We start from the raw sequence: 23,007 nt of genomic DNA, 5'->3' as shown, positions 1-23,007 counted from the left end.
TCTAATTCTTCTAAACCTTCTTCCAAATCAGATAATTCCTCATTACTTAATGTTTCTTCTAATGAAGGGGATTCATCTTCTAAACTTTCAACAGTTGGTGCTGATTCAGTTTCTTCATTTGAATTATCTTCAATTTTTTCTGATTCATCAGAAGAATCAGTTATTTCTTCATCATCTTCTAAAATATTATTTATATCAAGAAGTTCTTCATCTGTATACTCTTTCATATCTAATTTATAAGAGTCTTCAGATTTTTTTTCTTCATCTTTTTCTAATTTATCAGAAATATCATCTTTAAAATCATCATCTAAAGGATTTGTTTTATTAAAAGAATCTTCTAAATTAAAATCATCAACTGATTCTAATACATTTAATTCATCTTCTTTTAAAGATTCTTCCTCAGATTCTTTAAGTATATCATCTTGTTCCTTAGAATAGATATGCTCCATTATATAAGCTTGTTCATCAGATAATTCTTTTGTTTCAGCTGCTTCATTTGATTCAATATTAACACTATCTTCATTTTCTGAAGCTTCTTCATTATTATTTGCATCAACAGGAGTTATAGGATTTGCAAAAAGAGATGACATATCCAATTCAGACTCAACTATATGGTCTGCAACTTCTATATCATTTTCAGACAAACTTAAACTTTCTTCTAATGTTTTATATTTTTTATTTTCTTCATCTGTATAAGCTTCTAGCTCATTTTCTTCTTCTTTTTCTTTAATATAATCATTGATATTTACTTCATGAGCTTCTGGATCATTCTCATATTCTTTACTTGTAACTTTACCTTGTATTTTAGGACTATCTTTATCTGTATTACCAATAGATATTACTGGAAATTCATTTTCATTGATTTCCATAGTTTTTTCTATAAGTTTATTTATATCATACTCATTGAGCGAGATGTCTTTATTATCTTCAAAAATACTAGCGAATTCTTTTTCCACTATCAATTCTCTTCATAATTTTTTCTTATAGTCGAATACCTTTTAGGTATATTAATTGTAATATCATTAGTTATCGGCATATTGTAGTCAAATCCTTCAGGCAAATAACCAAGTTCTGTCATTCCGCCGCATAACTCTAATACATTTGCTACCGAATCACCGCATTCACAAAAATATACACCCTGATTAACAACCGCTCCTTTTACTGTAATGCTAATTAATTTCTTATCTGGTTCACTACTCTTATAAACTGTCTTTACAAAAATGCCAAATAAAAATATTAACAATATAAAAGACAAACAAAGTATTCTATCTCTCATGATATTATCGGTTATTCATTCATTTATTATATAATTTTATTTTAATGATACCATTCTTTTTATTTGTAGTCAAGATTTATGTAAAATATTATCAATTAAAAATAATTATATTTTAACTTGATAATTTGTATAATAGTAGTATACTGTTAAAAATATTATATTAATTTCCGATAATAAAAAAAATACAATTATATGGTGTTATAAATATGTTTGACTTAGATGTAGTAAATGCTTTCAGCAAAGGTACAGTAATTATATTAAAAAGTTATTTTAATTCAAAAGTTGGTAAAGGTGACGTTAGAATATATAGAAATGCTAATCATGTAGGCGGTGTTATAGTTTTTGTTGGTATTACAGGAGATTTAAGCGGAAGACTTATGTTTAATATGAGTAAAGCCACTGCATTTAAATTAGCTTCAGCTCTTAATATGGAATCTATAACTAATATAGATGATATATTTATTGCAACTATTAAAGAATTTGTTAATATGGTTGCAGGAAGTGCTATTAACGATTTATCTACAAAACATATAGATTTAGATATGACTCCTCCTGCTATTCTTATGAGTGAGCAGTTATCTATGCTTGAAAAAGAAAATGATAAAATATTATCTATCAATTATAAAACAGAATTAGGTGAAATATTTATGAACTTGATTTTGTTTAATCAAACTAATTGATAATGCCTAAAATATTACAATATTTCATAATATTATTTATTATAACTATAGTAATAAAAATCATTATTGATAATATTTGTATAACAATAAAATCAAATAAATTCTTAAATAAATACTTTCAAGATGATGAAAAGTTATATTCTTTAAAAGAAGTATCAGAAGCATTTAGATTAGAAGAAGAACATTTTTCCAAACTTTTAGAAACTTTAGAAAAATACCATTACTTCTCTTTTTTCAATAAAAGAGGAGTTACAATGGTAAAAGATTACTATTCAAAGTATGAATTAAGATATTTAATAAGACTTTTAAGCAAAAAACAGAAACTTAAATACTAAAATTATAATATTTCTTTAATAAACAAGTCATTTGAAGTAGATAAATCCACTACTTCCAATCCATCACTAACGCTTCCATCAAGGTGCTTTACTATGGAAAGTACAGGTCTTAATGGTAAAGTAGGATTCTGTTCTATTACTCTTGCTATAGAACCATTTGAAAGTTTTACTCTTGTATTATTAGGATAAAAACCTATTGCTTTTTGGAATGCTTTTACAACATCACTGTCAAACTCTTTTTTAGCAAGAGATATAATAATTTTTACTGCTTTATCAGGAGTACAAGGTATGCCTCTTTCCCCTTTTGTTATTAAATTGTTGAATGTATTACAGACAGAAACTATTTTACTATAAGTACTTATATCTTTATTATCTTTTTGGAATGGATATCCGCTTCCATCATATTTTTCATGATGCTCTAAAACAATATCTGCTATGTTATCATCTAAATTGTCCCTTTTTACAAGTTTATATCCTTGTGTAGGGTGTTTTTTTATTATAGCTTCTTCTTCTTTGGTAAGATTTATTTTTGTTAATAAACTTTCTTGTATAAGAACCTTACCTATATCATGAACCAATGCACCAAGCATTATATTAGCTACATCTACTTTTGTTAAATTTAATTCTTCAGCAGTAATGGCTGATAAAGTAGCAACATCTACTGCATGTTTATACATTGTTTCATCTTTACGTTTTAACATAGAAAGATAGGAATGTGCTTCTTTATTATCTAGTATAGAAGTAAGCATTTTATTGACTTCTTTTTTCATAGAATCAAAATCTATGCTTCCGCCGCTTTTTGCAGTTTCATATAAAGATTTAGTTTTTTCTATGGTATTTTGTTTGGCCTTAACTACTTCTTCGCTATCAATTTTCAATATTTTTTTACCGTTTTCTTCTAATATACCTCTTATAACTGGCTTTTTAGCTGTTCCTTCCGTATTAACTGTATTTTCTTTCTTGAGGTCTAAAAGCTCCATTACGCTTACTGTTGTAATAGAATTTCTTTTTAATGTTTCTATAATATCTTTTGTAACTACAGTGCCTATATCTATGATTCTTTTTTCATCACTATTATATATATTACTAGCTATTTTCATTCCTTCTTTTAAATCGCTTAATGGTATAATAATTTTAGCCATTGAAAATCCTCTCTCTCAAATAAATAAAAAAAAGCATTATGTTAAGTTATATAATACCATATAGTAATATATTATCAAGTATAATAATTATATAATAAAAATATTATGTGTTTTTACCAAATCTTATTGAGGTAAGATTGTATTTATTAAGCCTTAATATAAATAACGCCACTATTATTGCCATAAAAAATGCTATTATCAAGAAATAATTAGCAACATACACTGTATTTTCATTCTGTATACTGTTAAGTCTTTCTGATTTTGAATTAATACTTTCATCTATAGCATTGGCTTCAGATATGTTTCCGCTTTCCATTAATGAACCTTTTCTAATTCTCAAACTATCTATTTCTTTAATTATGCTATCTGCCTCTCTATCCTTTCTAATTTTTTGATATAAATTATGCCCCCATATACCTATGCCTACTATAGCTAGGATAGATGTTACTATAATTAATACTAATATGGCAAATTTTCTTTTTTTAATGCTCAAATTTGATATATTTAAAGATTTTGACTTTATATCTTCAATATGGTCTATAAGTTCTTTAGAATCCGGATATGCTAATTTAGCTTCTTCCATACATGATAAAAGATTAAGCATATTTTTATATCTCTCAAATCTTTGAAAACTTAAATAATATCTGTCTATCTCTTTTATTTTATCTTCTACTGTATGTTTTACAACTTTAGGTTTTAAGAAATATGCCTTTTTCTTTTTCTTCTTTTTATCATCATCTTCTGAAACTTCATTATTTTCAGTATTTTCATCATCTATTAAATTAATATTGCTTTTATTCTCATCATCAACATAACCCTTATCTAATTTTCTAATTCCGCCTAAAGTATTTTCCTGACTTACTGTATTTCCATTCTTATCTTTAATCTGAACTCTTATGCCGAATGTATTTCTAAACATAGCTTCAGCACTCTCAACACTGGTATCTTTATTAATAACAATAAAAGCTTTTTGATTTTTTCTAGGATCAGCTATTTCAAATAATTTTATATTATCAGATTTATGAGCACCTTTATATATACCTAATGATACGCCAAATTCTCTGTCAAATGCATCTAATAATTTCGATATAGACATATCTAATGTAATCTTCATAAGTAACCCTCATATATATAATTATTTTACCATATTTTACAATAAATAAAACATATAACTATAAAAAAAGAAAAAATATAAAACTTTTACTTGATTTTTATCGATTTTGACATATAATCTAAAGCAATTAAAAAAGGTAATTTATTAGAAATGATAATTACATAATGCCGAGATGGCGAAATTGGTAGACGCAGCAGACTCAAAATCTGCCTGAGGCAACTCAGTGAGGGTTCGAGTCCCTCTCTCGGCACATTATCTTACAAATTGGGGTTTGCCCTATGAATTACTCAGCTATAATAGTAGATGATGATAATAACAGATATAATAAAATTAAAGCTGCTTTAGAAAGCTCATCTATAAAAGTTTTCATAGCTGAAAATCTATACGAACTCATAAGCAAAATATACAAATACAGCATAAGAATATTAGTATTTAATCCTAATCTTGTATGGATTAATGTTATGGAATTCATTAGTGAATTAAAAAAATTACCGGAATTCAATGAATTTACAATTTTCTTCCTATGCGAAAATATTGATATAGACATAGAAAGAGAAGCTCAAAAATTTAATATAATCTGTATGAAATATCCATCTCATATAAATAAATTAGTAACAAAAATTGAATCTTTATGATTCTACCATAAACTTTATAAAGAAAGTTGTTCCTTCCCCTACTATTGATTCTACATCTATAGTTCCATTATGTTCGGATATAATCTTTTCTACTGTAGCAAGTCCTATTCCCGTACCTTTGGATTTAGATGTAAAATATGGTTCAAATATTTTATGTAAGTTATTACTATCTATACCTATTCCTGTATCTGTTATACTTATTATAAAAAACTCATTTAATTCTATAATTTCATGGTATGAAGAAATATAAATTATTGATCTTGTAGAAGTTTCCATAGCTTCTATAGAATTTTTTATCAAATTTCTAAAAGCCATTATTAATTTTTCCCTATCCATATTTATAAAATAATCATGCTTACTCAAAACAACACTAAATTTAACATCATTTACATTTCTAAATGATTCTATAACTTCAGTAATTACACTATTAATAGATTGTTTTTCTTCAGAAAGTTTAATAGCAAAAGAAAATTCAGAAAAAGATTTTACAAGCCCAGATATTACATTAGCATTTTTAACTATTACAGATGTAGATTTTTTAATTCTATCAATATCTTTTTCACTCATATTCGTACTTAATTTTCTATCTATAAGTTCTGCATTCATTATTATTGGCATAAGAGGATTTTTTATTTCATGAGCAACTTTTATAGCCGCTTCCCTCCAAGTTTCAAGCCTAGCTCTTGTATTTTCTCTATCTCTATGATATTTCAAAGCTCTAGCCATAACATTGAATCTGTGAATAAGATTTCTCATATCATGAACACCGCCAAGCTTCATATCTATATTAAAATCAGCATTTGTTATAGAATTTGTAGCATTAAGTATCAAACTTATAGGTCTTGTTATAAGCCTTGACAAAGCTATACCAAATACAATGGAGAAAAAAGTAGATACTCCCAATATAAACAAATATAAAAGGCTAAGTATCATAGAAAATTCATTTGTAAACATATTAACTGAATTATATATTCTAAAGGCTTCTAAAGCAGAATTTCTAACTTCTATATAATTTTGAGGCATAACTTCAGACCAAATTACATAATTATTATTATAAGATAGAGGTATTATGGCATTAACATAAAATAAACCATTATACTCACTGTTAATAAATATAATATTATCATTATCTAACTTATAATTAATATCAAGAGGTATATAATTACCTGAATTAAAAAATATTATATTATTTCCATTATAAGAATTGGACAAAAAAACTATATTATTAAAATATCCTAGTTCTTTTATCTTTTTATCTATACTCATATAATTACTATAATCAAAATTTTCTGTGTCAATATTATTATATATATTGTTAAAATAGTTAATTCCAACATTAGAAATAGTACTTATCATATAATTTTGCTTATCTAACAGTTCATTATTAGATACATCAATTATATAAGATATAGAATTATTTAAATTTTGATCCACAAATAAATCAAGATTACTTTTTATTATATAAGTAGATATTTTACTTATAAGCATACTTGGTACTACAGTCATAAGCCCCATTATAAATACTATAACCAATTTTAAATGAGAGCCTTCCTTTTTAAAAATGGCATCAACTATAAATTTAATTATAATTATAACACCTACAACTATACTTGCTGCTGGAAAAAATATTACAGCAAACATATAAAAAGGATCAACTATATTAGGTTCATATATAAAACTGCTTATACCTATTGAAACTATAAGAATTAAGAAAGTAAATGTAACTATAAGACTAGGAAATACTATACCGTATCTATTTTTTATTTTTGTATATATTTTCTTTATAACTTTCATAGTTATCAATTTATTATTTAATATTTTCTTCTAATACTGTATGCATATAGTCTATTTTCTTCAATTCTACAGCATTTATACCAACATTAATGGCGGCATTAACATTGTTGATATTATCATCTATAAATAAACACTCATTACCATTCAAATTAAATTTATTTAAGAAATACTCATAAATATCTCTATTAGGCTTAGCCATTTTTATATGTGCAGAAATTACGCCTCCTACACATGTATTATCAAAAAAGTCAGTTTCTTTTCTTAAAACTTCAAAAGTTTCCGAAGGCATATTAGAAAGATAGTATATATTAAAACCTTTATTTTTATATTCTTTTAACAAATTTATATTATTATGATGTTTATCAAGACATAAAGTCAAAGAACTGTCAAAAAGTTTATTAATAGCTTCTTCATATTTAGGACATACACTTATAAAATGCTTTCTTGAATCCTCAAAACTAACATCTCCTTTATCCATAAGAAACCAATTTTTACTGCCAAATGTATTAAGTAAAAATTCATCTCTGTCATTCTCATCTACATATTTATTTATAAAATTTGCTGTACTAAAAGCATATAACACATTACCTATATCAGAGATTATATTTTTAATCATAGTAAACCTTTTCAATATTAAATAAATAATAATATTATTATATTTTCTATAAAAAGCTTTGTCAATAGTAAAACTATGTTAATATAATCTTTACAGTATTGACAAATTATCAAAAAGCATTTATATTAATAACAACTCTGCTGTTCTCGTTAAGCGATTGTACATTCTTGCGCCAGTATAAATTAATGCATTAGGGATCTAGAGCGAAGCATTAATGATAGGCTCGCCGTTATCGCGATACGGTTTTGAGAAATCAAGGTCATGTTTCTGAGGAACCCACCTGACGCAAATGGTCAGGCGCATTTATGTCGTATACGGCTCAGCGGAGCTTTTTTATATATTTTTCATACAATCAGTAACATTTCCCATTCAATATAATTTCTTAATCATAATAATAAAACTTTCAAGTAAAATTTGCTTTAACCGATAACTAATAGTAGTTTTTTATATATTTCGTATAAGACAATTTTATTGTAAAAGGCTTAAGTATTATGAATGAAAACAAAAATCAAAAAATAATAAAAACTATACTTAGTTTGATGATATCATTTCTGCTTATATTCATAGTTGCTATGTTTGCAAGAGCGGCAAGCAATACTATATTGCCTGAAAACAGCAGCATCGCTATATTCATAAATGATTATTTAGATATGATGATGCAAAGTGTTGATAAAATGGCAGTAAAAATGAAAATAAAAAGAAATAGTGTATCTGAATATCAAGTTAATCTTATAACTCAATCAATATCCGATTATGTAGGATACAGTATGTATCAAACTTCAGATTCACTAAAAGATTTTAATCCAAACAACACAGCAACTAAAGCTCAATTGGATAAATATAAAAACAATTATTATAAAATGACTGTTGAAAATCCATACTTAAGAGGAATGACTGTTTTCAATACTGAAGGAAAAATGCTTCTTAACTTGTATTTATCAAGAAATAAATCTTGGCCTTTAGAACTTCAAGATACTTTAATAAACGAAATAAAAACAAAAGGTTCTTTAGTATTAAATGCTACTAATGAAAATGCCTTTTATATAATGGAATATATAAAAAATCCTTATGGTGAAATTATAGTTACTACTAGAAATGATTATGCTTATGTATCAGATATAGCTATGTACTATCAGGTTGCTGATAAAAGACTTTATGTAAGCGACTCAAGAAATTCTGTGTATAATGTAAGAGAATCCGTAGGTGAAAACAATATAGAAAAAGTATCTAGTGTTATAAATAGATATGCATACTATAAAAAACAGCCTAGTTTTATAGTTAATGATTCTCTTTCTGTTTCTATGATAGGAAAAGAGTACCCTAATTACTTTGAGCTTATAGTATTAGCTATAACTGCATTATTAATATTGCTTTGTCAATTAGTAATTAAAGGTGTAATAGAATTCTTCAAATATATTATGCAATTTAAAAGCAATAAAGATTATGTTGAAAGCGTAAAAGGAAGCGATGAGCTTTTAAATAAAAATATTGTAAATGTTGAATTACCTAAATCAAATACTCTTGAGGAAATGCCTCCTATGATTCAAAAGGTACAATATAAAATACCGGAAGAATATTTGAAAAAAGAAGAAAATGAAACTGAAAAAGAAGATAAATTCAATATTGGCAAAGATATATTAAATATAGTTTCAACTATAAAAGAAGAAATAAATGAATGCAAAAATAGATTTGCAATTACAAAAGAAGATTTAAAAGATAAAGAAGAAGTTAAGGAAAGTATTGAAGAAAACACAGAATCTTCAAATGAAAATAATATAGATTATGATGATATAGAAATGGCTTTTGCTAATATAAATAAAGACTTAGAAGAAGAACATGCAAAAGCTATAGAATATGCATTTGCCGGAATTGAAGATGAAGAAGAAATTCAAAATACTATAGAAGAATATGCTGAAGAAGAAGATTCTGAAGAAAATTCTATAGAAGAAGAAAATATTGTATCAGATGATAATACTTCAGAAGAAGAAATCTCTTATGCAGAAGATGAAATCGATGATGAAGAAATAGTAGAAGATATAAATTCAGAAGATGAAGAAGTTGAAGCAGAAGAAGAATATATGTCTATTTCTGATGAACAATTATCAACTGATAAAGAAGATTATAATACATCATTACAAAATGATTTTATAACTAAAGCTTTATCATTAGATAATGGCAGCATAATAAGAGAAGCTGAAGAAAATAATTCTGAGTACAGAAAAATTGATAATAATGAAGTAATAAACAAAAATATAAAAAATAATTTATTATCAAAAAATAAAGAAGAAGATACAGCTAAAAACTTATTTAAGAAAAATGACGGTTATATGAAAAGTGATTCTACAGATATTAGTAAGGACATATTAAATTCATATAATAAAGCTCTCGATAATATAAAAACAAAAAAAGAAAATGAAGCAGAAATAGCTGAAGAAAATAATAATACTCCTAAAGAAGAAAAATCTGCTAGTTCAGTAAGAACTGATGATGTATTTGCTGCTTTTGATAAGATGTTGTCTTCCATAATAAGTAAAGCTGAAGAAGATGCTAAGAGAAATATAACAAAAAAATAATTTGATTTTGATATAATAAAAATATTAGTAAGAAAAAAATAAACATAGTGTTTAGAGGTGATTTATATGTCTGACAAACATAATAATAGTATATCTGTCTTTGTATATATATCTATTTTAATAAATATAATAGTGCTTGCCCTATTTATAACATTCGTATTTGGTCTAAAAAAAGATGCATTCGATGTTGATACAAAAAAACTTGATAGAAATGCTTTGATTTGTCAGAACAGTATAGTAAGTTTAGTTCAAGATTATGATGCAAGACTTAATAAAATAGTTGAAAGCTATCCTTTTATTAACTTATTGCAGCAGGTTATATTGAACGGTATAGATGAAAATGAAAAAGAAAGAATAATATCTATATTTAGAAGCGGAAATTATCCTTTTGACACTGTAGCATTATATTTAGCTGATGGAAAGCCAGTATTTTCATCACCTGTAAAAACCAAGCCTGTAGATTTGGAAAGTTATAAAAAATCTGAGGCAAAAGCATTTTTTGATAAAGATTATGACGGCGTTTATTTTGTTAAGCCTATAAGAAATGACAGAGGAATAGAAGTTGGATATATAGTTGCAAGTGTATTCAAAAAAATATTTGAAAATACTTCTTATAATTTAAATTTTGTTGTACTTCCTAATGGTATTGTTTATTACAACTCTTCTATTGATATTAACAGCATATCAAGAGATAGTTTAACTCAATATATGAATAAAGAAGTTGGAAGCTCTGAAACTATTGAAGTAGATAATAATACTTTCACTTTCTATTCAAGCAAAGTAAAAGATATAGATAATTTTAATATAGGTATATTAGAATTAAATGTTCCTATAATACAAAAATATTTAAAATATATAATACTAGCTCTTTTAGGTTTATCATTTATATTCCTATTAATTACATCTTTGATTGAAAAAAACAGAGAAAATAAAGAAGATGAAAACAATAATGCTGAAGAAGAAGATATATATGATAGAAGCGAGCCTTTAGAAAATAATTATGCTAATGCTAATATTGTAAATGATGAAGAATTCAATATAGATGATTATGATAATGATATAGAACCATTAGATAATGACAGTATCAAATTCTTTAACAGAGATAAAAAAGAAAGAATTACAAGAGAAAATAAAGTTGATTTACCAAAAATTGATGATGTTGAAGATATAGAAGTAGAAGAAAATGATGATAATGATATACCAGCATTAGATGATATATTAGAGGACGGCGGTGAAAGAACTCAAGAAGATGATACTGATGAGAATATAAAATTAGATGATATGTCTTCTTTAGATGATACTTTAGAAAATGAAGATGATGATGCTGATGAAAACATTAAATTAGATGATATGTCCTCTTTAGATGACACTTTAGAAGATGAAGACAATGATACTGATGAAAACATTAAATTAGATGATATGTCTTCTTTAGATGATACTTTAGAAAATGAAGATGATGATACTGATGAGAATATAAAATTAGATGATGCAGCTTCTTTAGATAATGATATTGCAGAAGATTTTGATGAAATTCCTAATTTAGATGATATCATAGATGAAGATAAAGAAGATGATCTTGAAGAATTATCAAATATGGAAGAGACACCAGAAGATATAGAGGAATTAAATAAATTAGATGGTGTTGATAATGAATCAGATGATATACCTAGCTTAGATGATGTTCTTGATGAAAATAATGAAGATAATAACGAAGAAGAAAAGAAAGAAGACGATGACAGCAACATCGAAGACACTATCGATGATTTAGAGGATATACCTAGCCTAGATGATGTTCTTGATGAAAACAATGAAGACAATAACGAAGAACAAGAAGAAAAGAAAGAAGATGAAGACAGCAACATCAAAGACACTATCGATGATTTAGAGGATATACCTAGCCTAGATGATGTTCTTGATGAAAACAATGAAGATAACAACGAAGAAGAAAAGAAAGAAGACGATGACAGCAACATCAAAGACACTATCGATGATTTAGAGGATATACCTAGCTTAGATGATGTTCTTGATGAAAACAATGAAGACAATAACGAAGAACAAGAAGAAAAGAAAGAAGATGAAGACAGCAACATCGAAGACACTATCGATGATTTAGAGGATATTCCTAGCCTAGATGATGTTCTTGATAAAAATAACGAAGATAACAACGAAGAAGAAAACAAAGAAGACGATGACAGCAACATCGAAGACACTATCGATGATTTAGAAGATATTCCTAGCCTAGATGATGTTCTCGATGAAAATAATGAAAATAATGAAGATAATAACGAAGAAGAAAACAAAGAAGACGATGACAGCAACATCGAAGACACTATCGATGATTTAGAAGATATTCCTAGCCTAGACGATGTTCTTGACGAAAACAATGAAGATAATAACGAAGAAGAAAACAAAGAAGATGAAGACAGCAACATTGAAGATACTATCGATGATTTAGAGGATATTCCTAGCTTAGATGATGTTCTTGATGAAAATAATGAAGATAACAACGAAGAAGAAAACAAAGAAGACGATGACAGCAACATCGAAGACACTATCGATGATTTAGAGGATATACCTAGCTTAGACGAAGTACTTGGTGAAAACAATGATGATAATAACGAAGAAAATGATGATAACCCTATTGAAAATTTAGAAGATATACCTAATAATAATATTTCTAATGAAGAAAACAATGATAACAATACCGATGAAGATGAATTAGAAGAAACTATTGATGATTCCGAAGAAAAAAATAATAACAATGAAGAAATTATTAAAGGTATTGATGATATAATAGATGATGAGGGGGATATTTTGATAAGTCATGGTTCTATTTTAGAAGATGAAATAGCAAAAAAAGAAGAGGAATATTTCTCTTCAAGTGATGCTTTTAACTTCTCTCTTAACAGAGATTTCTTACTTGGTGATTACGATGATGAAGAAAATAGCAACTCAGAAGATTCTTCTTTATCACATAGTTTTGCAGAAGATTACGATGACGGAGAAGTAATTAAACCTGCAAATGAAAAAGATAGTTTTGATACAGAAGATTTAATAGATAAAGACTTATATGATCCTGAAGAAGTACCTAAAATCCCAGATGATTACTATAGAGAAGCAGAAGAAAAAGTAAAAGAAAATATGACTGCCGGCTGGAAAAATGTATTAAAGGCTCTTAAAGGCAAAAAATTCGTTAATAAAAATATGAACGATATGCTTAATTGGGTAAAAGAACAGTCAGGACTAGATATATTGCATGCTGCTATGCTTACAAGACAAGAAGATGGAAGCTATAATATAACAGAATCTCAAAATATATCTGATTCTACAAAAAATAAATTGAATATTACTGAAAATGAAGCTTTATTTAAGAAAATTTTAGCTCATAAAAAAACTTTATATGTATCAGATCCATTTTCTTCTGATTCTTTAAAAACTAAATTTGATTCTGAGGATAGAGAAAATATATCACATATGATATTTGTACCAGTAGAAAATGATGAAGGCGGATTAAAGTCATTCTTTATAGGACTTTCTGCCAATTAAAAAGTAATTAAGAGGTTATAAAAATAGATGGAATATATTATAGTAGTATCAGCATTTATAGTTATAGGTATCATTGTTAGTTTGATATTTGGTAATATACTTAAAATAAAAGTATTCGGCGGCTGGGTAATGATGTTTCTTATTGCTACTGCTGGTGCATTGCTTGGTTCTTACTACTTGCCTAGAATCAGTAATATACAATATATAAAAATAAATTTATCATCTGCTATATTAGGTGCTATTATATTAGTTATTCTTTTATATATATTTACTCCTAAATCTCTAAAATAAAGGAATAAAATAGAATGTTCATAAAAGAAGACAAGGAAATAGTAAAGCCGAAAATTAAAGATGAAGAAGCTATAGAAAATATCAGAAAAGCTGCTAAAATAGCACAAGACTCTATAGACTTGGCATTTAAGCTTTGTATATCTGGGGTAAGAGCTTCTAAAATTGATAAAGAAGTAGAAAAATATATAAAATCGCAGAATGCCTATCCTGCTAATTTTGAAGTTCCTGATTATGGTTTTGCTACAAGCATATCAAGCGGAAATGAAATAGCACATGGAAGACCTACTAATAATAAAATACTTGTACATGGTGAGCCTGTATGCGTAGATGTAGGAGTAAAATATAATGGATACTATGCTGATTGTGCAAGAACTATAGTAATAGAAGGCGGAATGGGTTCTGTTAATCATAAGGCATATAAACTTATTGATGCTTGCAGAAAAGCTCTTGAATATGGTATTTATAAATTAAAGCCTAATGTACTTTTAAGTGAATATGGAAGAACCGTAGAAAATAAAGTTAATGAATACGGATTCAGTGTTATAAAATCTCTTACTGGTCATGGAGTTGGCTATGAATATCATGAGGCTCCATATATATTCAATTTCTATCACCCAAATAATGATGTTTTATTAGAACCGAATATGGTTTTAGCATTGGAATTAATGATTACAAATGGTACTGATCAGTACGAAAAAGAAAAAGACGGTTGGACTTTATCTACTCCTGATTATTCTTTAGCTGTGCATTTTGAACATACTGTTTTAATTACTCAAACTGGTGTGGAAATACTTGGAATTAAATAGAATAAGATAAAATAATTTTTAACTTATTCTCTCTACCCCGCCCTTTTATCTTATTAATTTTATTAGATATTTTATTAAATTTTTCTTTATGATCTTGACAGAAATTATAGCACCCGCCCAAGTTGTGTTTAAATTTATAAAAATATATAACGCACGTTAAACAAAATTACTAATATTAATAAATTAACAATAACATATTTATTATAAGGAAAGTGCAGTTTAGCGTGCGTTAAATAAATATAATTTGCTATAAACAAAATGCTTTTTTAATCACATTATATTGTAGGATTGTAATTTATATCATCTATCATGTAAATATTTTCTCTATGATTAGTTTTTTCTGTTTCTACTATTGGTTCTTCTTCCTTAGCCTTTTCTGTTTCCTGAATTATTATAGCATCAATCTCTGCTTTACTGTTTTCTAATATTGTATTATCAAGATTGGCATCTTTTAAAAGCTCTCTTAATCTATTTAAATCATATACATAAGTATAAGTATGATTTGCATTATCTATTTTCTCTACAGCTCTCACTGCTAAAGTATTATGAGATAATAATTCTTTTAATAATATAATGCTCTGCTGACTAGCTGATTGATTATTATTTAATGAATAATATTCTCCTTCACCATATTTATTTAAAGAATTTGTTCTAGGTACATTTTTGTCCAATCTATATATAATATCTATTTTGTCATTATCATTAAATCTTTGTTTAAAAACGAGAGAAGGCGTATACAAATTTATATTAATAGAGTCTTTTTTAATTTGTATCATTAATGTATTAAAGTTTAAACTATTTTCTTCCTGCTTTTTTATGAATATAGATATTGATTTTTCATCTGTTATAGGATCTGTTTTATCTACTAAATACCACTCATCTATCAAATAATACTGAGGATATAATATTGCACAACTTACAAAAACAATAATCATTATGATTTTTTTCATGATTCAACTCCATTTTATTTCATATATATATTATGATAGTTTTATCAATTTAAATCAATAAAAATTGTATATAATATAATATTTTTTTAGCATTTTAGTTTACATAACGTTATATTAGTTAACATATTTATATAATTTTATACTATTAACCTATTTTATAAAAAATATTAAATTTAAATATAATATTCATAATAATAATTAATATTTCTTTGACTTTTTTTGTAATTGAATTATACTTTATTGATATAATCAAACTTTAAAAATTGGAGTATTAAAAATGGCTGTTTTAGTATGCGGAGGAGCTGGTTATATCGGCTCACATGTAGTTAATGAACTTTTAAAACAGAATATAGAAACTGTTGTAATCGATTCATTAGAGTATGGACATAAAGATGCTATTAAAGATTGTAAGAATTTTTATCATGGCAATATAGGTGATAGTGAATTATTAGATAAGATTTTCAAAAGTCATGATATAGACTCAGTAATGCATTTATGTGCTTATATAGAAGTAGGAGAAAGCGTACAAAATCCTGCTAAATACTATCATAACAATATATCTAATTCAATTAATCTTCTTAATGCAATGCTTAAAGCAAAAGTAAAAAATTTCATATTTTCTTCTACAGCAGCAGTTTATGGAGAACCTGAAAAAATTCCTTTGGAAGAAGATTGCAGAAAAGAACCTACTAACCCTTATGGCGACAGTAAATTAGCATTAGAAAAAATACTTTCTTGGTATACAAAAGCTTATGATTTTAATTATGTAGCTTTAAGATATTTTAATGCTTCAGGTGCTCACCCAGACGGACATATAGGAGAAGATCATAAACCAGAATCACACTTAATACCATTAATACTTCAAGTTCCGCTTGGAAAAAGAGAATCTATAAAAATATTTGGTGATGACTACCCTACAAGAGATGGTACTTGCTTAAGAGATTATATACATGTATGCGATTTAGCTTTAGCACATATTGCTGCTATGAATTATCTAAAAAACGGCGGAAAGAGCGTTGCTTGTAATTTAGGTAATGGAAACGGATTTAGTGTAAAAGAAGTTATAGAAGTAGCTAGAAAAGTTACAGGTCACCAGATACCTGCAGAAGTTTGTCCTAGAAGAGCAGGCGATTCATCAGAACTTATAGCAAGCAGTCAAAGAGCAAAAGAAGTTTTAGGCTGGACACCAACAATAGATTCATTAGAAACTATAGTACAAACTGCTTGGAATTGGCATAAGAATCATCCAAATGGCTATAATGACAGATAATTTTTAATTTTATAAAATTTATTATATTATTGAAAAGAGGTTCTATTTTTTAGAGCCTCTTTTTTATTTGTCATATTATAAAATATAATTTATAATGTATTAGAGGTACTATCATGTATAATCAATACAATAAAGAATTAATTAATTTATTAAAAACAAAAGAAGATATAATTCCAGAACAACATGATGGTTCCTATGTTTTAATACCCGAAGTTATAAAACTATTAGAAAATTACAAACTAGAAAATTTAAATTATAAAGACTTAGATGCTATATATTTCTTATGCATAGGTGATTGGAAAATACCTCTTGATAAAAGAATAGAATATATATCTAATTCTAATTTAGAAGAAGAAATAAAAAATAAAATTAAAGATTTAATTAATAGGGAAAAAATTAATAGATATAAATACTCTAATAAAGAAAACGGCAAAGATAGTTATGGCTTATTTGGAGCTGCTACTTTTACATTTAAGCAGTATGAACAAATTATAACAAAAGATGAAATATTAAACTTTTTTAAATTAATTATAGAAATAAATAATGCTGATGATAATAATATATTAAATATACTAGAAAAATATAAAAATTTAGATATAAAAGGATTGAAAAAAGGTTCATTAAGTCAATTCTTTCATTGTATTAAACCTAATGCATTTCCAATATTAAATAGTTTAGGAAAAGATATATATAAACAAATAGGAATAGAAATTGATAAAGACGATTCTTTTAATGGATATATTAATGATGTAAAAAACATTAATAGGTTTATGAAAGAAAACAATTTTCATTTTAAAAATTATAGAGTTATAGATTTATTAAGACTTGAGGAATTAAATATGAATGAGCAAATAAGTACATCAGAAATAATTGATATTTTAAAACAGAAAAAACAAATTATACTGCAAGGAGCACCAGGTACAGGTAAAACATATATAACTGCTGAAATCGCTGTATCATTAATAGATGGAGATACTCCCAATGATAGAAAATCTCTTATGAATAGATATAAAGAATTAATTGATAAGAACCAAATATTTTTTACTACTTTTCATCAATCTATGGATTATGAAGAATTTGTTGAAGGTTTTAAGCCCACTGCTAATGATGATAATATTTATTATGAAGTAAAAGACGGTATATTCAAAGAAGCCTGCAATAGCACCAAAACAGCAGGAGAAGAAAATGGTATAAAAAATGTATGGGATAAATTTCAAAATGAATTAAATGAAAAAGATATAAGATATGATTCTAAAAATAATAATATTGGAAAAATAACTCTTAAAACCAAAAGAGGCTTAGATTTTTATTTAAATACAGATGATAATGGTTATGTAAGATATAAGCCGGCATCTCAAGAGGGGAATAATTGGAGATATATAAGAGCGGCTTTATTCGGTTTATATTTTAATAAATATAAATCAGCTTTATCATATACAGAGCCTTTGTTGGATTATTTAAAGAAAAACTATAATTTATCAGATCCAATTGAAAATAATGATAATCCAGTTGTTTTAATAATAGATGAGATAAATAGAGGAAATATATCAAAAATCTTCGGAGAACTTATTACATTATTAGAATCAGATAAAAGAAATGGAAGTGAAAATGAAATAAAAGTTGTTTTGCCTTATTCAAAAGAAACATTTTCTGTCCCTAATAATTTATATATAATAGGTACTATGAATACAACTGACAGAAGTATAGGTTACATTGATTATGCTTTAAGAAGAAGATTTGCTTTCATAACTATAAAGGCATTAAAAGAAAAAATAGAAAATTATTATAAAGATGATGAATTAAAAGAAAAAGCAATTAATTTATTTAATAACATAAAAGAAATAATAAGTAACAATTTGAATGATGAATTTGATATAGATGATATTATGATAGGTCATAGTTATTTTATGGCTAAAGACATAAAAGAATTAAATACAAAATTAAATTATGAAATAAAACCATTATTATTAGAGTATTTAAAAGACGGTATATTACAGAATAATAATGAATTAAAAAATACTATTAAAGAGTTAAAAATATAATGATTTATGAATAATATAAATAATAAATGCGAATGCAGTTTTTGTAATGAAATTGCAGTAAAAGAAATTTTCAATACATTTATAGTTAAAGAAAACTCCCCTATTTCTTGCAGTAATTTTCTAAAAAAAATAGAAATATCAAAAGATAAAATAGTATCTAACTTAATAGATTATAAAACAAATAACCCTTTATTCTCTTACTATATAGGAGCTTTTTGGATAAATAAAAATCAAAGTTTAATAATAAAGCCTAAAATAGAAAATATAGATTTTTTTAAAATGTTTAATAAATGCTTAGAATATTCCAATATTATCAAAGACTTCCATTCGATATATAATATTAATTTTGATGAAAAGACAATTAAGCATAAAGATAGTAGTTTAATAAATAGTTTAGATATTTTAATAGTAATTCATTTTATAAAATTATTAGAATTAGAATTGCATAACGGACTTAAAAGAAATTTTATAAAAAAAGAAGAAAATCTTAATTCAAAAATAAAAGGCAAAATTTTATTTTCAAATAATATAAGAAAAAATCTAGTGAACAATAGAAATGACAGAATATACTGTTCTTATTTGGATTATGATATAAATTGTATAGAAAATAGAATTTTAAAAAAGGCATTAAAAATATGTATAAGTAAAAATATCAAAAATAATTATACTTATTGTGTCTCATTTTTTAATGAAGTTTCTGATGAGCTTCACTTATATGAATTAAATAAAGTAAAATTAAATCCTTTATACAAAAAATATAAAATTTTAATTGAGTTAGCAATAAAAATAATAAAAATGAAAAGATATAAAGACACTCATAATATAAATGAAGCTCCTCCATTTTATATTAATATGTCATTATTATTTGAAAAATATGTATATTCTTTATTAAAAGAAAAATTAAAAAATACAGAAAATACTATTTTGTATCAAAAGTCATATTTAAATGGCAGATTTATACCTGACTTTATTATTAAAGGGAAAGATTATAATTATATAGCAGATACCAAATATAAAGAAATTTATATCAAGCATTATGATAAAAATGATATAATGCAATTGTCAGCATATTCCCGTATAGCAAAAATTACAGATGAATTTAAAGAAGATAAAGAATATCAGGAAAATAATTATATTCCAAAATGTTTAATTATATATGTGAATAATGATGATGATAATAATATAGATTTTAATAATATTGAAGAAATAAAACATTTTGTGAATTTTTATAAACTTAAAGTAAGTTTGCCTGTATTTGAATAAATAAAAAACCCTTCAAGAAAATTAATTCTTAAAGGGTTTTTTAATTATTTGCTTTATTAAAATATAGATTATCTCAAATTAACTGCATTGCGTGATAAGAAATTTTTTCTGTCATTAGCAAATTTAGCTTTTGAAGAAGTTGGATATTCAGCTAAATATTGATTATAAGTTTTATATGCTTTTTCAAAATCTCTTGTATTGTTATCACCTTTTTCATATACTTCAGCTAAAAGTAATATAGCATCAGCACGTTTAGCAAATTGATTATTTCCTTCTAATGATTTTTCTAATATAGGAAGTGCATCAGATATTCTGCCAAGCTGTTTTAAACTTTCAGCAACCTCATAAGCAGCATTTCCGTACATAGAAGTTTTTGAATATTTATTCATAACATCATTGAAATAAGCAATAGCTTCATCATGTTTATTTTCAGATTTTCTTACAACACCCATAGAATATAAAGCAGCTGCTTTTTCATTATTATTAGCATTGTCTAAAGAAGATGCTTGTTTATACATATCAAAAGCATTGTTATAATCTTTCTTTTGATTATAAATATCCCCTATTCTAAAATAGCTGTAAACAGAATATTTTGATTTAGGATATTGGCTTATAACATTGCTGTAAGTATTAACTGCATTGTTATAATCTTTTATATTTTTAAGATCTTCTGCAGAATTAAATAATGCTATAGTTTCAGGATTAGATTCTACAGGCTTTTTAGCTTGAGTATTTTCTTTTTTTACTGCTGATGTTTGAGCATTATTAGTAGAAGCTGTATTTTTTTGCTCATTAGTAGCAGGAGCTTTAATTGCTTCATTAGTATTTACTGTATTTGTAGCAGCTTCGTTAGTCATCATAACATTAGTAGCTGTTTCATTAGTATTTACCATATTTGTAGCAGCTTCATTAGTCATCATAGTGTTAGTAGCCATATCATTAGTATCATTTTCTGGATCTAATATAGCATTAGTTTCCATTGATGCTATTCCTTGACTATTAGTAACGCTGATAGTATAGAAATATTTTCTTATAATGCTTTCTTCATTATCTACTTGGAAATTAAGTTTTCCTACACCAGGAGTTAAAGTTCTGAAAGTAAGAAAAGCATTAGTTTTATCTCTTGTAAATCTAACAAAGTCTAAATTAGTAGAATAGCTTGTTATACGTATATATCTGTCAAAATTTGTAGCATTTAATTTGATAGAAAAAAGAGTATTTTCAGATAGATCAACACTTTTTACCAAATCTTTTTCTACTGGGCCGCTTTTCATACGAGTAGAAGCGTTAGTTACTACTTTGTCATCTGGCTGAACTGTAATTGTTTCTTGAGCGAATGCAGCACTGAAAATAGTGAACATAAGCAACATACTAGAACATACAAAAACTCTCATAGTCATCTCTCCTAAAAGTTTATTATTATTTTTTTCGACTTTCTACGTAATTTCTTGAGTATCTTAATTCTTCAAAATTAAGATTGTTTTTAGTAGAAAGCATTTCACCTTTTAAGACTTTTTCATCGTCTTCTTCAATAATATTAATGGCTTTTGAATTTTCTTCTTCAGGTGTTAATGGTATAACTTTTGGCTTAGTACAAGAACCTATCAATATCCCAACACCTACTGTTAATAATAACCAAAGTAAAATTATACCGAAAAATAAAATTTTCTTGGTTTTATAAAAATCTTTTACTTTTTCTAGCATAAGATTGATACCTCTAATAAAATTATAGAATATAGTGAAAAATTTGCAATAATTTTCTATTTTTTCAACTAAATTTATTAAAATTTAAAAATAAAATTACGCCATATTGCTAGATATATCGTATAAATTCAATTAATATTTAGCAAAAACATATTAATATACAGTATATAAAAATATCAAAATTGATTAACTAAAATAATTTTCCTTGCATATTTATGAAAAATCTAATATTATGTATATATGAAGCATGATTTGAAATCTGATTTAGATAAGATAAAAAACAGGGGTATGGCTTTAGATGATGATGTCAATTTGCTTAGAGATAAACCAATAGAAAAAATCGTTAATTATTTAAATAGCGATGATCCGGTAATAAGAACATCAGCAGCAGTAAATTTAAAACCTTTTACTGATAATGTATGTAATGAATTATTGCATCAATTATCAAGAGAGAAAAGTTTATATACTAAAATTGCAATATGTGAGGCTTTACAAAACGGCAATATCGATACTGCTGTAAAAATGACTGCCTACCTTGGTATAATAGGTAATAATCAGTATAAAAAATTACCAAAGAAAGTATCATTAAAAAAATCATATCCTTTGCCTAGGGATATAATAGCCAGAACTTTATCAAAAATGAATATAAATATATTTCCAGTGCTATTAGATGTATTAAAAAGCGATGATTTAATAAAAATTCATGAAGTTATTGACGCTATTGGATTTATGGTATTCTATAATCAAATTCTTTCAAATAATGATAATCTCAAATGTATAATACATTTAATGGATAAATATGAAGATGATAAAATTCTTATATGGAAATGCCTCACTTGTTTATCATCATTCAATCTTGAAAAATCTAAAAACATATTAAACAATTTCATAAATAATGAAGAAAATATTTTATCATTGGAAGCTAAAAGGTCTTTGTCCATACTAAACAAAAAATAAATATTTAAATGAT

Annotated in this window: 20 protein-coding genes and 1 tRNA gene; 12 read left to right on the top strand and 9 right to left on the bottom strand. The window is 25.7% G+C overall.

Annotation, left to right across the window (positions count from 1 at the left end; all coding sequences use genetic code 11):
* Window positions 1–956: hypothetical protein (locus R4K56_RS11345; RefSeq protein WP_335786912.1), on the bottom strand; the 956-nt coding region annotated here is incomplete at its 3' end.
* 2 nt (window positions 957–958) lie between these two features.
* Window positions 959–1,276: a hypothetical protein gene (locus R4K56_RS11340; RefSeq protein WP_335760478.1), complete on the bottom strand. Its 318-nt coding sequence runs from the start codon at window positions 1,274–1,276 to the stop codon at window positions 959–961.
* Window positions 1,277–1,482: 206 nt separating this feature from the next.
* Between R4K56_RS11340 and R4K56_RS11335 the strand changes: the two genes are divergently transcribed.
* Window positions 1,483–1,956 carry a chemotaxis protein CheX gene (locus R4K56_RS11335; RefSeq protein WP_335757769.1) on the top strand — a complete coding sequence of 158 codons (474 nt, stop codon included), beginning with the start codon at window positions 1,483–1,485 and terminating at the stop codon, window positions 1,954–1,956.
* Between the two features lie 2 nt (window positions 1,957–1,958).
* The gene (locus tag R4K56_RS11330; RefSeq protein WP_335757770.1) at window positions 1,959–2,291 is read left to right on the top strand and encodes a hypothetical protein; all 333 of its coding nucleotides are present in this window, start codon (window positions 1,959–1,961) and stop codon (window positions 2,289–2,291) included.
* A gap of 2 nt (window positions 2,292–2,293) precedes the next feature.
* Here R4K56_RS11330 and R4K56_RS11325 read toward each other — a convergent pair whose 3' ends face one another.
* Both R4K56_RS11325 and R4K56_RS11320 read right to left on the bottom strand, forming a co-directional pair.
* Complete coding sequence (locus tag R4K56_RS11325; RefSeq protein ID WP_335757771.1) at window positions 2,294–3,433, bottom strand: HD-GYP domain-containing protein; 1,140 nt, start codon at window positions 3,431–3,433, stop codon at window positions 2,294–2,296.
* 103 nt (window positions 3,434–3,536) lie between these two features.
* A complete protein-coding gene (locus tag R4K56_RS11320; protein WP_335770540.1) occupies window positions 3,537–4,547 on the bottom strand; it encodes a hypothetical protein in 1,011 nt (336 codons plus the stop codon).
* 166 nt (window positions 4,548–4,713) lie between these two features.
* Between R4K56_RS11320 and R4K56_RS11315 the strand changes: the two genes are divergently transcribed.
* Window positions 4,714–4,797, top strand: a tRNA-Leu gene (locus R4K56_RS11315).
* 28 nt (window positions 4,798–4,825) lie between these two features.
* On the top strand, window positions 4,826–5,182 hold the full coding sequence (locus tag R4K56_RS11310) for a response regulator (RefSeq protein WP_297300059.1): 357 nt from the start codon (window positions 4,826–4,828) through the stop codon (window positions 5,180–5,182).
* Here R4K56_RS11310 and R4K56_RS11305 read toward each other — a convergent pair.
* Together R4K56_RS11305 and R4K56_RS11300 are read right to left on the bottom strand one after the other, a co-directional pair.
* Window positions 5,177–6,976: a sensor histidine kinase gene (locus R4K56_RS11305; RefSeq protein WP_335757773.1), complete on the bottom strand. Its 1,800-nt coding sequence runs from the start codon at window positions 6,974–6,976 to the stop codon at window positions 5,177–5,179. The genes R4K56_RS11310 and R4K56_RS11305 overlap by 6 nt on opposite strands.
* Window positions 6,977–6,989: 13 nt before the next feature.
* On the bottom strand, window positions 6,990–7,592 hold the full coding sequence (locus R4K56_RS11300; RefSeq protein ID WP_335757774.1) for an HAD-IA family hydrolase: 603 nt from the start codon (window positions 7,590–7,592) through the stop codon (window positions 6,990–6,992).
* Between the two features lie 491 nt (window positions 7,593–8,083).
* Between R4K56_RS11300 and R4K56_RS11295 the strand changes: the two genes are divergently transcribed.
* The 4 genes from R4K56_RS11295 (at window position 8,084) to map (ending at window position 14,808) form a co-directional block, all read left to right on the top strand.
* A complete protein-coding gene (locus tag R4K56_RS11295) occupies window positions 8,084–10,165 on the top strand; it encodes a hypothetical protein (protein WP_335770542.1) in 2,082 nt (693 codons plus the stop codon).
* A 66-nt stretch (window positions 10,166–10,231) separates the two neighbouring features.
* Window positions 10,232–13,711: an AAA family ATPase gene (locus tag R4K56_RS11290; protein WP_335786911.1), complete on the top strand. Its 3,480-nt coding sequence runs from the start codon at window positions 10,232–10,234 to the stop codon at window positions 13,709–13,711.
* Between the two features lie 27 nt (window positions 13,712–13,738).
* Entirely contained in the window at window positions 13,739–14,002 is a 264-nt protein-coding gene (locus R4K56_RS11285) for a hypothetical protein (RefSeq protein ID WP_335757777.1), read from the top strand.
* Window positions 14,003–14,016: 14 nt separating this feature from the next.
* On the top strand, window positions 14,017–14,808 hold the full coding sequence (gene map, locus R4K56_RS11280) for a type I methionyl aminopeptidase (RefSeq protein WP_335769366.1): 792 nt from the start codon (window positions 14,017–14,019) through the stop codon (window positions 14,806–14,808).
* Between the two features lie 275 nt (window positions 14,809–15,083).
* Here the strand turns inward: map and R4K56_RS11275 are convergent, their stop codons facing one another.
* A complete protein-coding gene (locus tag R4K56_RS11275) occupies window positions 15,084–15,758 on the bottom strand; it encodes a hypothetical protein (RefSeq protein ID WP_335769367.1) in 675 nt (224 codons plus the stop codon).
* A gap of 277 nt (window positions 15,759–16,035) precedes the next feature.
* Here R4K56_RS11275 and galE point away from each other — a divergent pair, with 277 nt between their 5' ends.
* The 3 genes from galE (at window position 16,036) to R4K56_RS11260 (ending at window position 20,333) form a co-directional block, all read left to right on the top strand.
* A complete protein-coding gene (galE, locus tag R4K56_RS11270; protein WP_335773010.1) occupies window positions 16,036–17,028 on the top strand; it encodes a UDP-glucose 4-epimerase GalE in 993 nt (330 codons plus the stop codon).
* Between the two features lie 113 nt (window positions 17,029–17,141).
* Complete coding sequence (locus R4K56_RS11265; protein ID WP_335773009.1) at window positions 17,142–19,070, top strand: McrB family protein; 1,929 nt, start codon at window positions 17,142–17,144, stop codon at window positions 19,068–19,070.
* Window positions 19,071–19,076: 6 nt separating this feature from the next.
* Window positions 19,077–20,333, top strand: coding sequence for a 5-methylcytosine restriction system specificity protein McrC (locus tag R4K56_RS11260; RefSeq protein ID WP_335773008.1), 1,257 nt, complete (start codon window positions 19,077–19,079; stop codon window positions 20,331–20,333).
* Between the two features lie 68 nt (window positions 20,334–20,401).
* Here R4K56_RS11260 and R4K56_RS11255 read toward each other — a convergent pair whose 3' ends face one another.
* Window positions 20,402–21,727, bottom strand: a complete 1,326-nt coding sequence (locus R4K56_RS11255) for a tetratricopeptide repeat protein (RefSeq protein WP_335773007.1) — start codon at window positions 21,725–21,727, stop codon at window positions 20,402–20,404.
* 25 nt (window positions 21,728–21,752) lie between these two features.
* Window positions 21,753–22,037 (bottom strand): hypothetical protein, encoded by a 285-nt coding sequence (locus tag R4K56_RS11250; RefSeq protein WP_297299938.1) that lies wholly within the window; start codon window positions 22,035–22,037, stop codon window positions 21,753–21,755.
* A gap of 240 nt (window positions 22,038–22,277) precedes the next feature.
* Here R4K56_RS11250 and R4K56_RS11245 point away from each other — a divergent pair, with 240 nt between their 5' ends.
* Window positions 22,278–22,994 (top strand): hypothetical protein, encoded by a 717-nt coding sequence (locus R4K56_RS11245; RefSeq protein WP_335773006.1) that lies wholly within the window; start codon window positions 22,278–22,280, stop codon window positions 22,992–22,994.
* Window positions 22,995–23,007: the final 13 nt, after the last annotated feature.

Source organism: Brachyspira pulli (genome assembly GCF_036997785.1).
Classification (GTDB): Bacteria; Spirochaetota; Brachyspiria; order Brachyspirales; family Brachyspiraceae; genus Brachyspira; species Brachyspira pulli.
The sequence above is the reverse complement of the archived record's forward strand: the minus strand, read 5'-3'. Positions and strand labels throughout refer to the sequence as shown.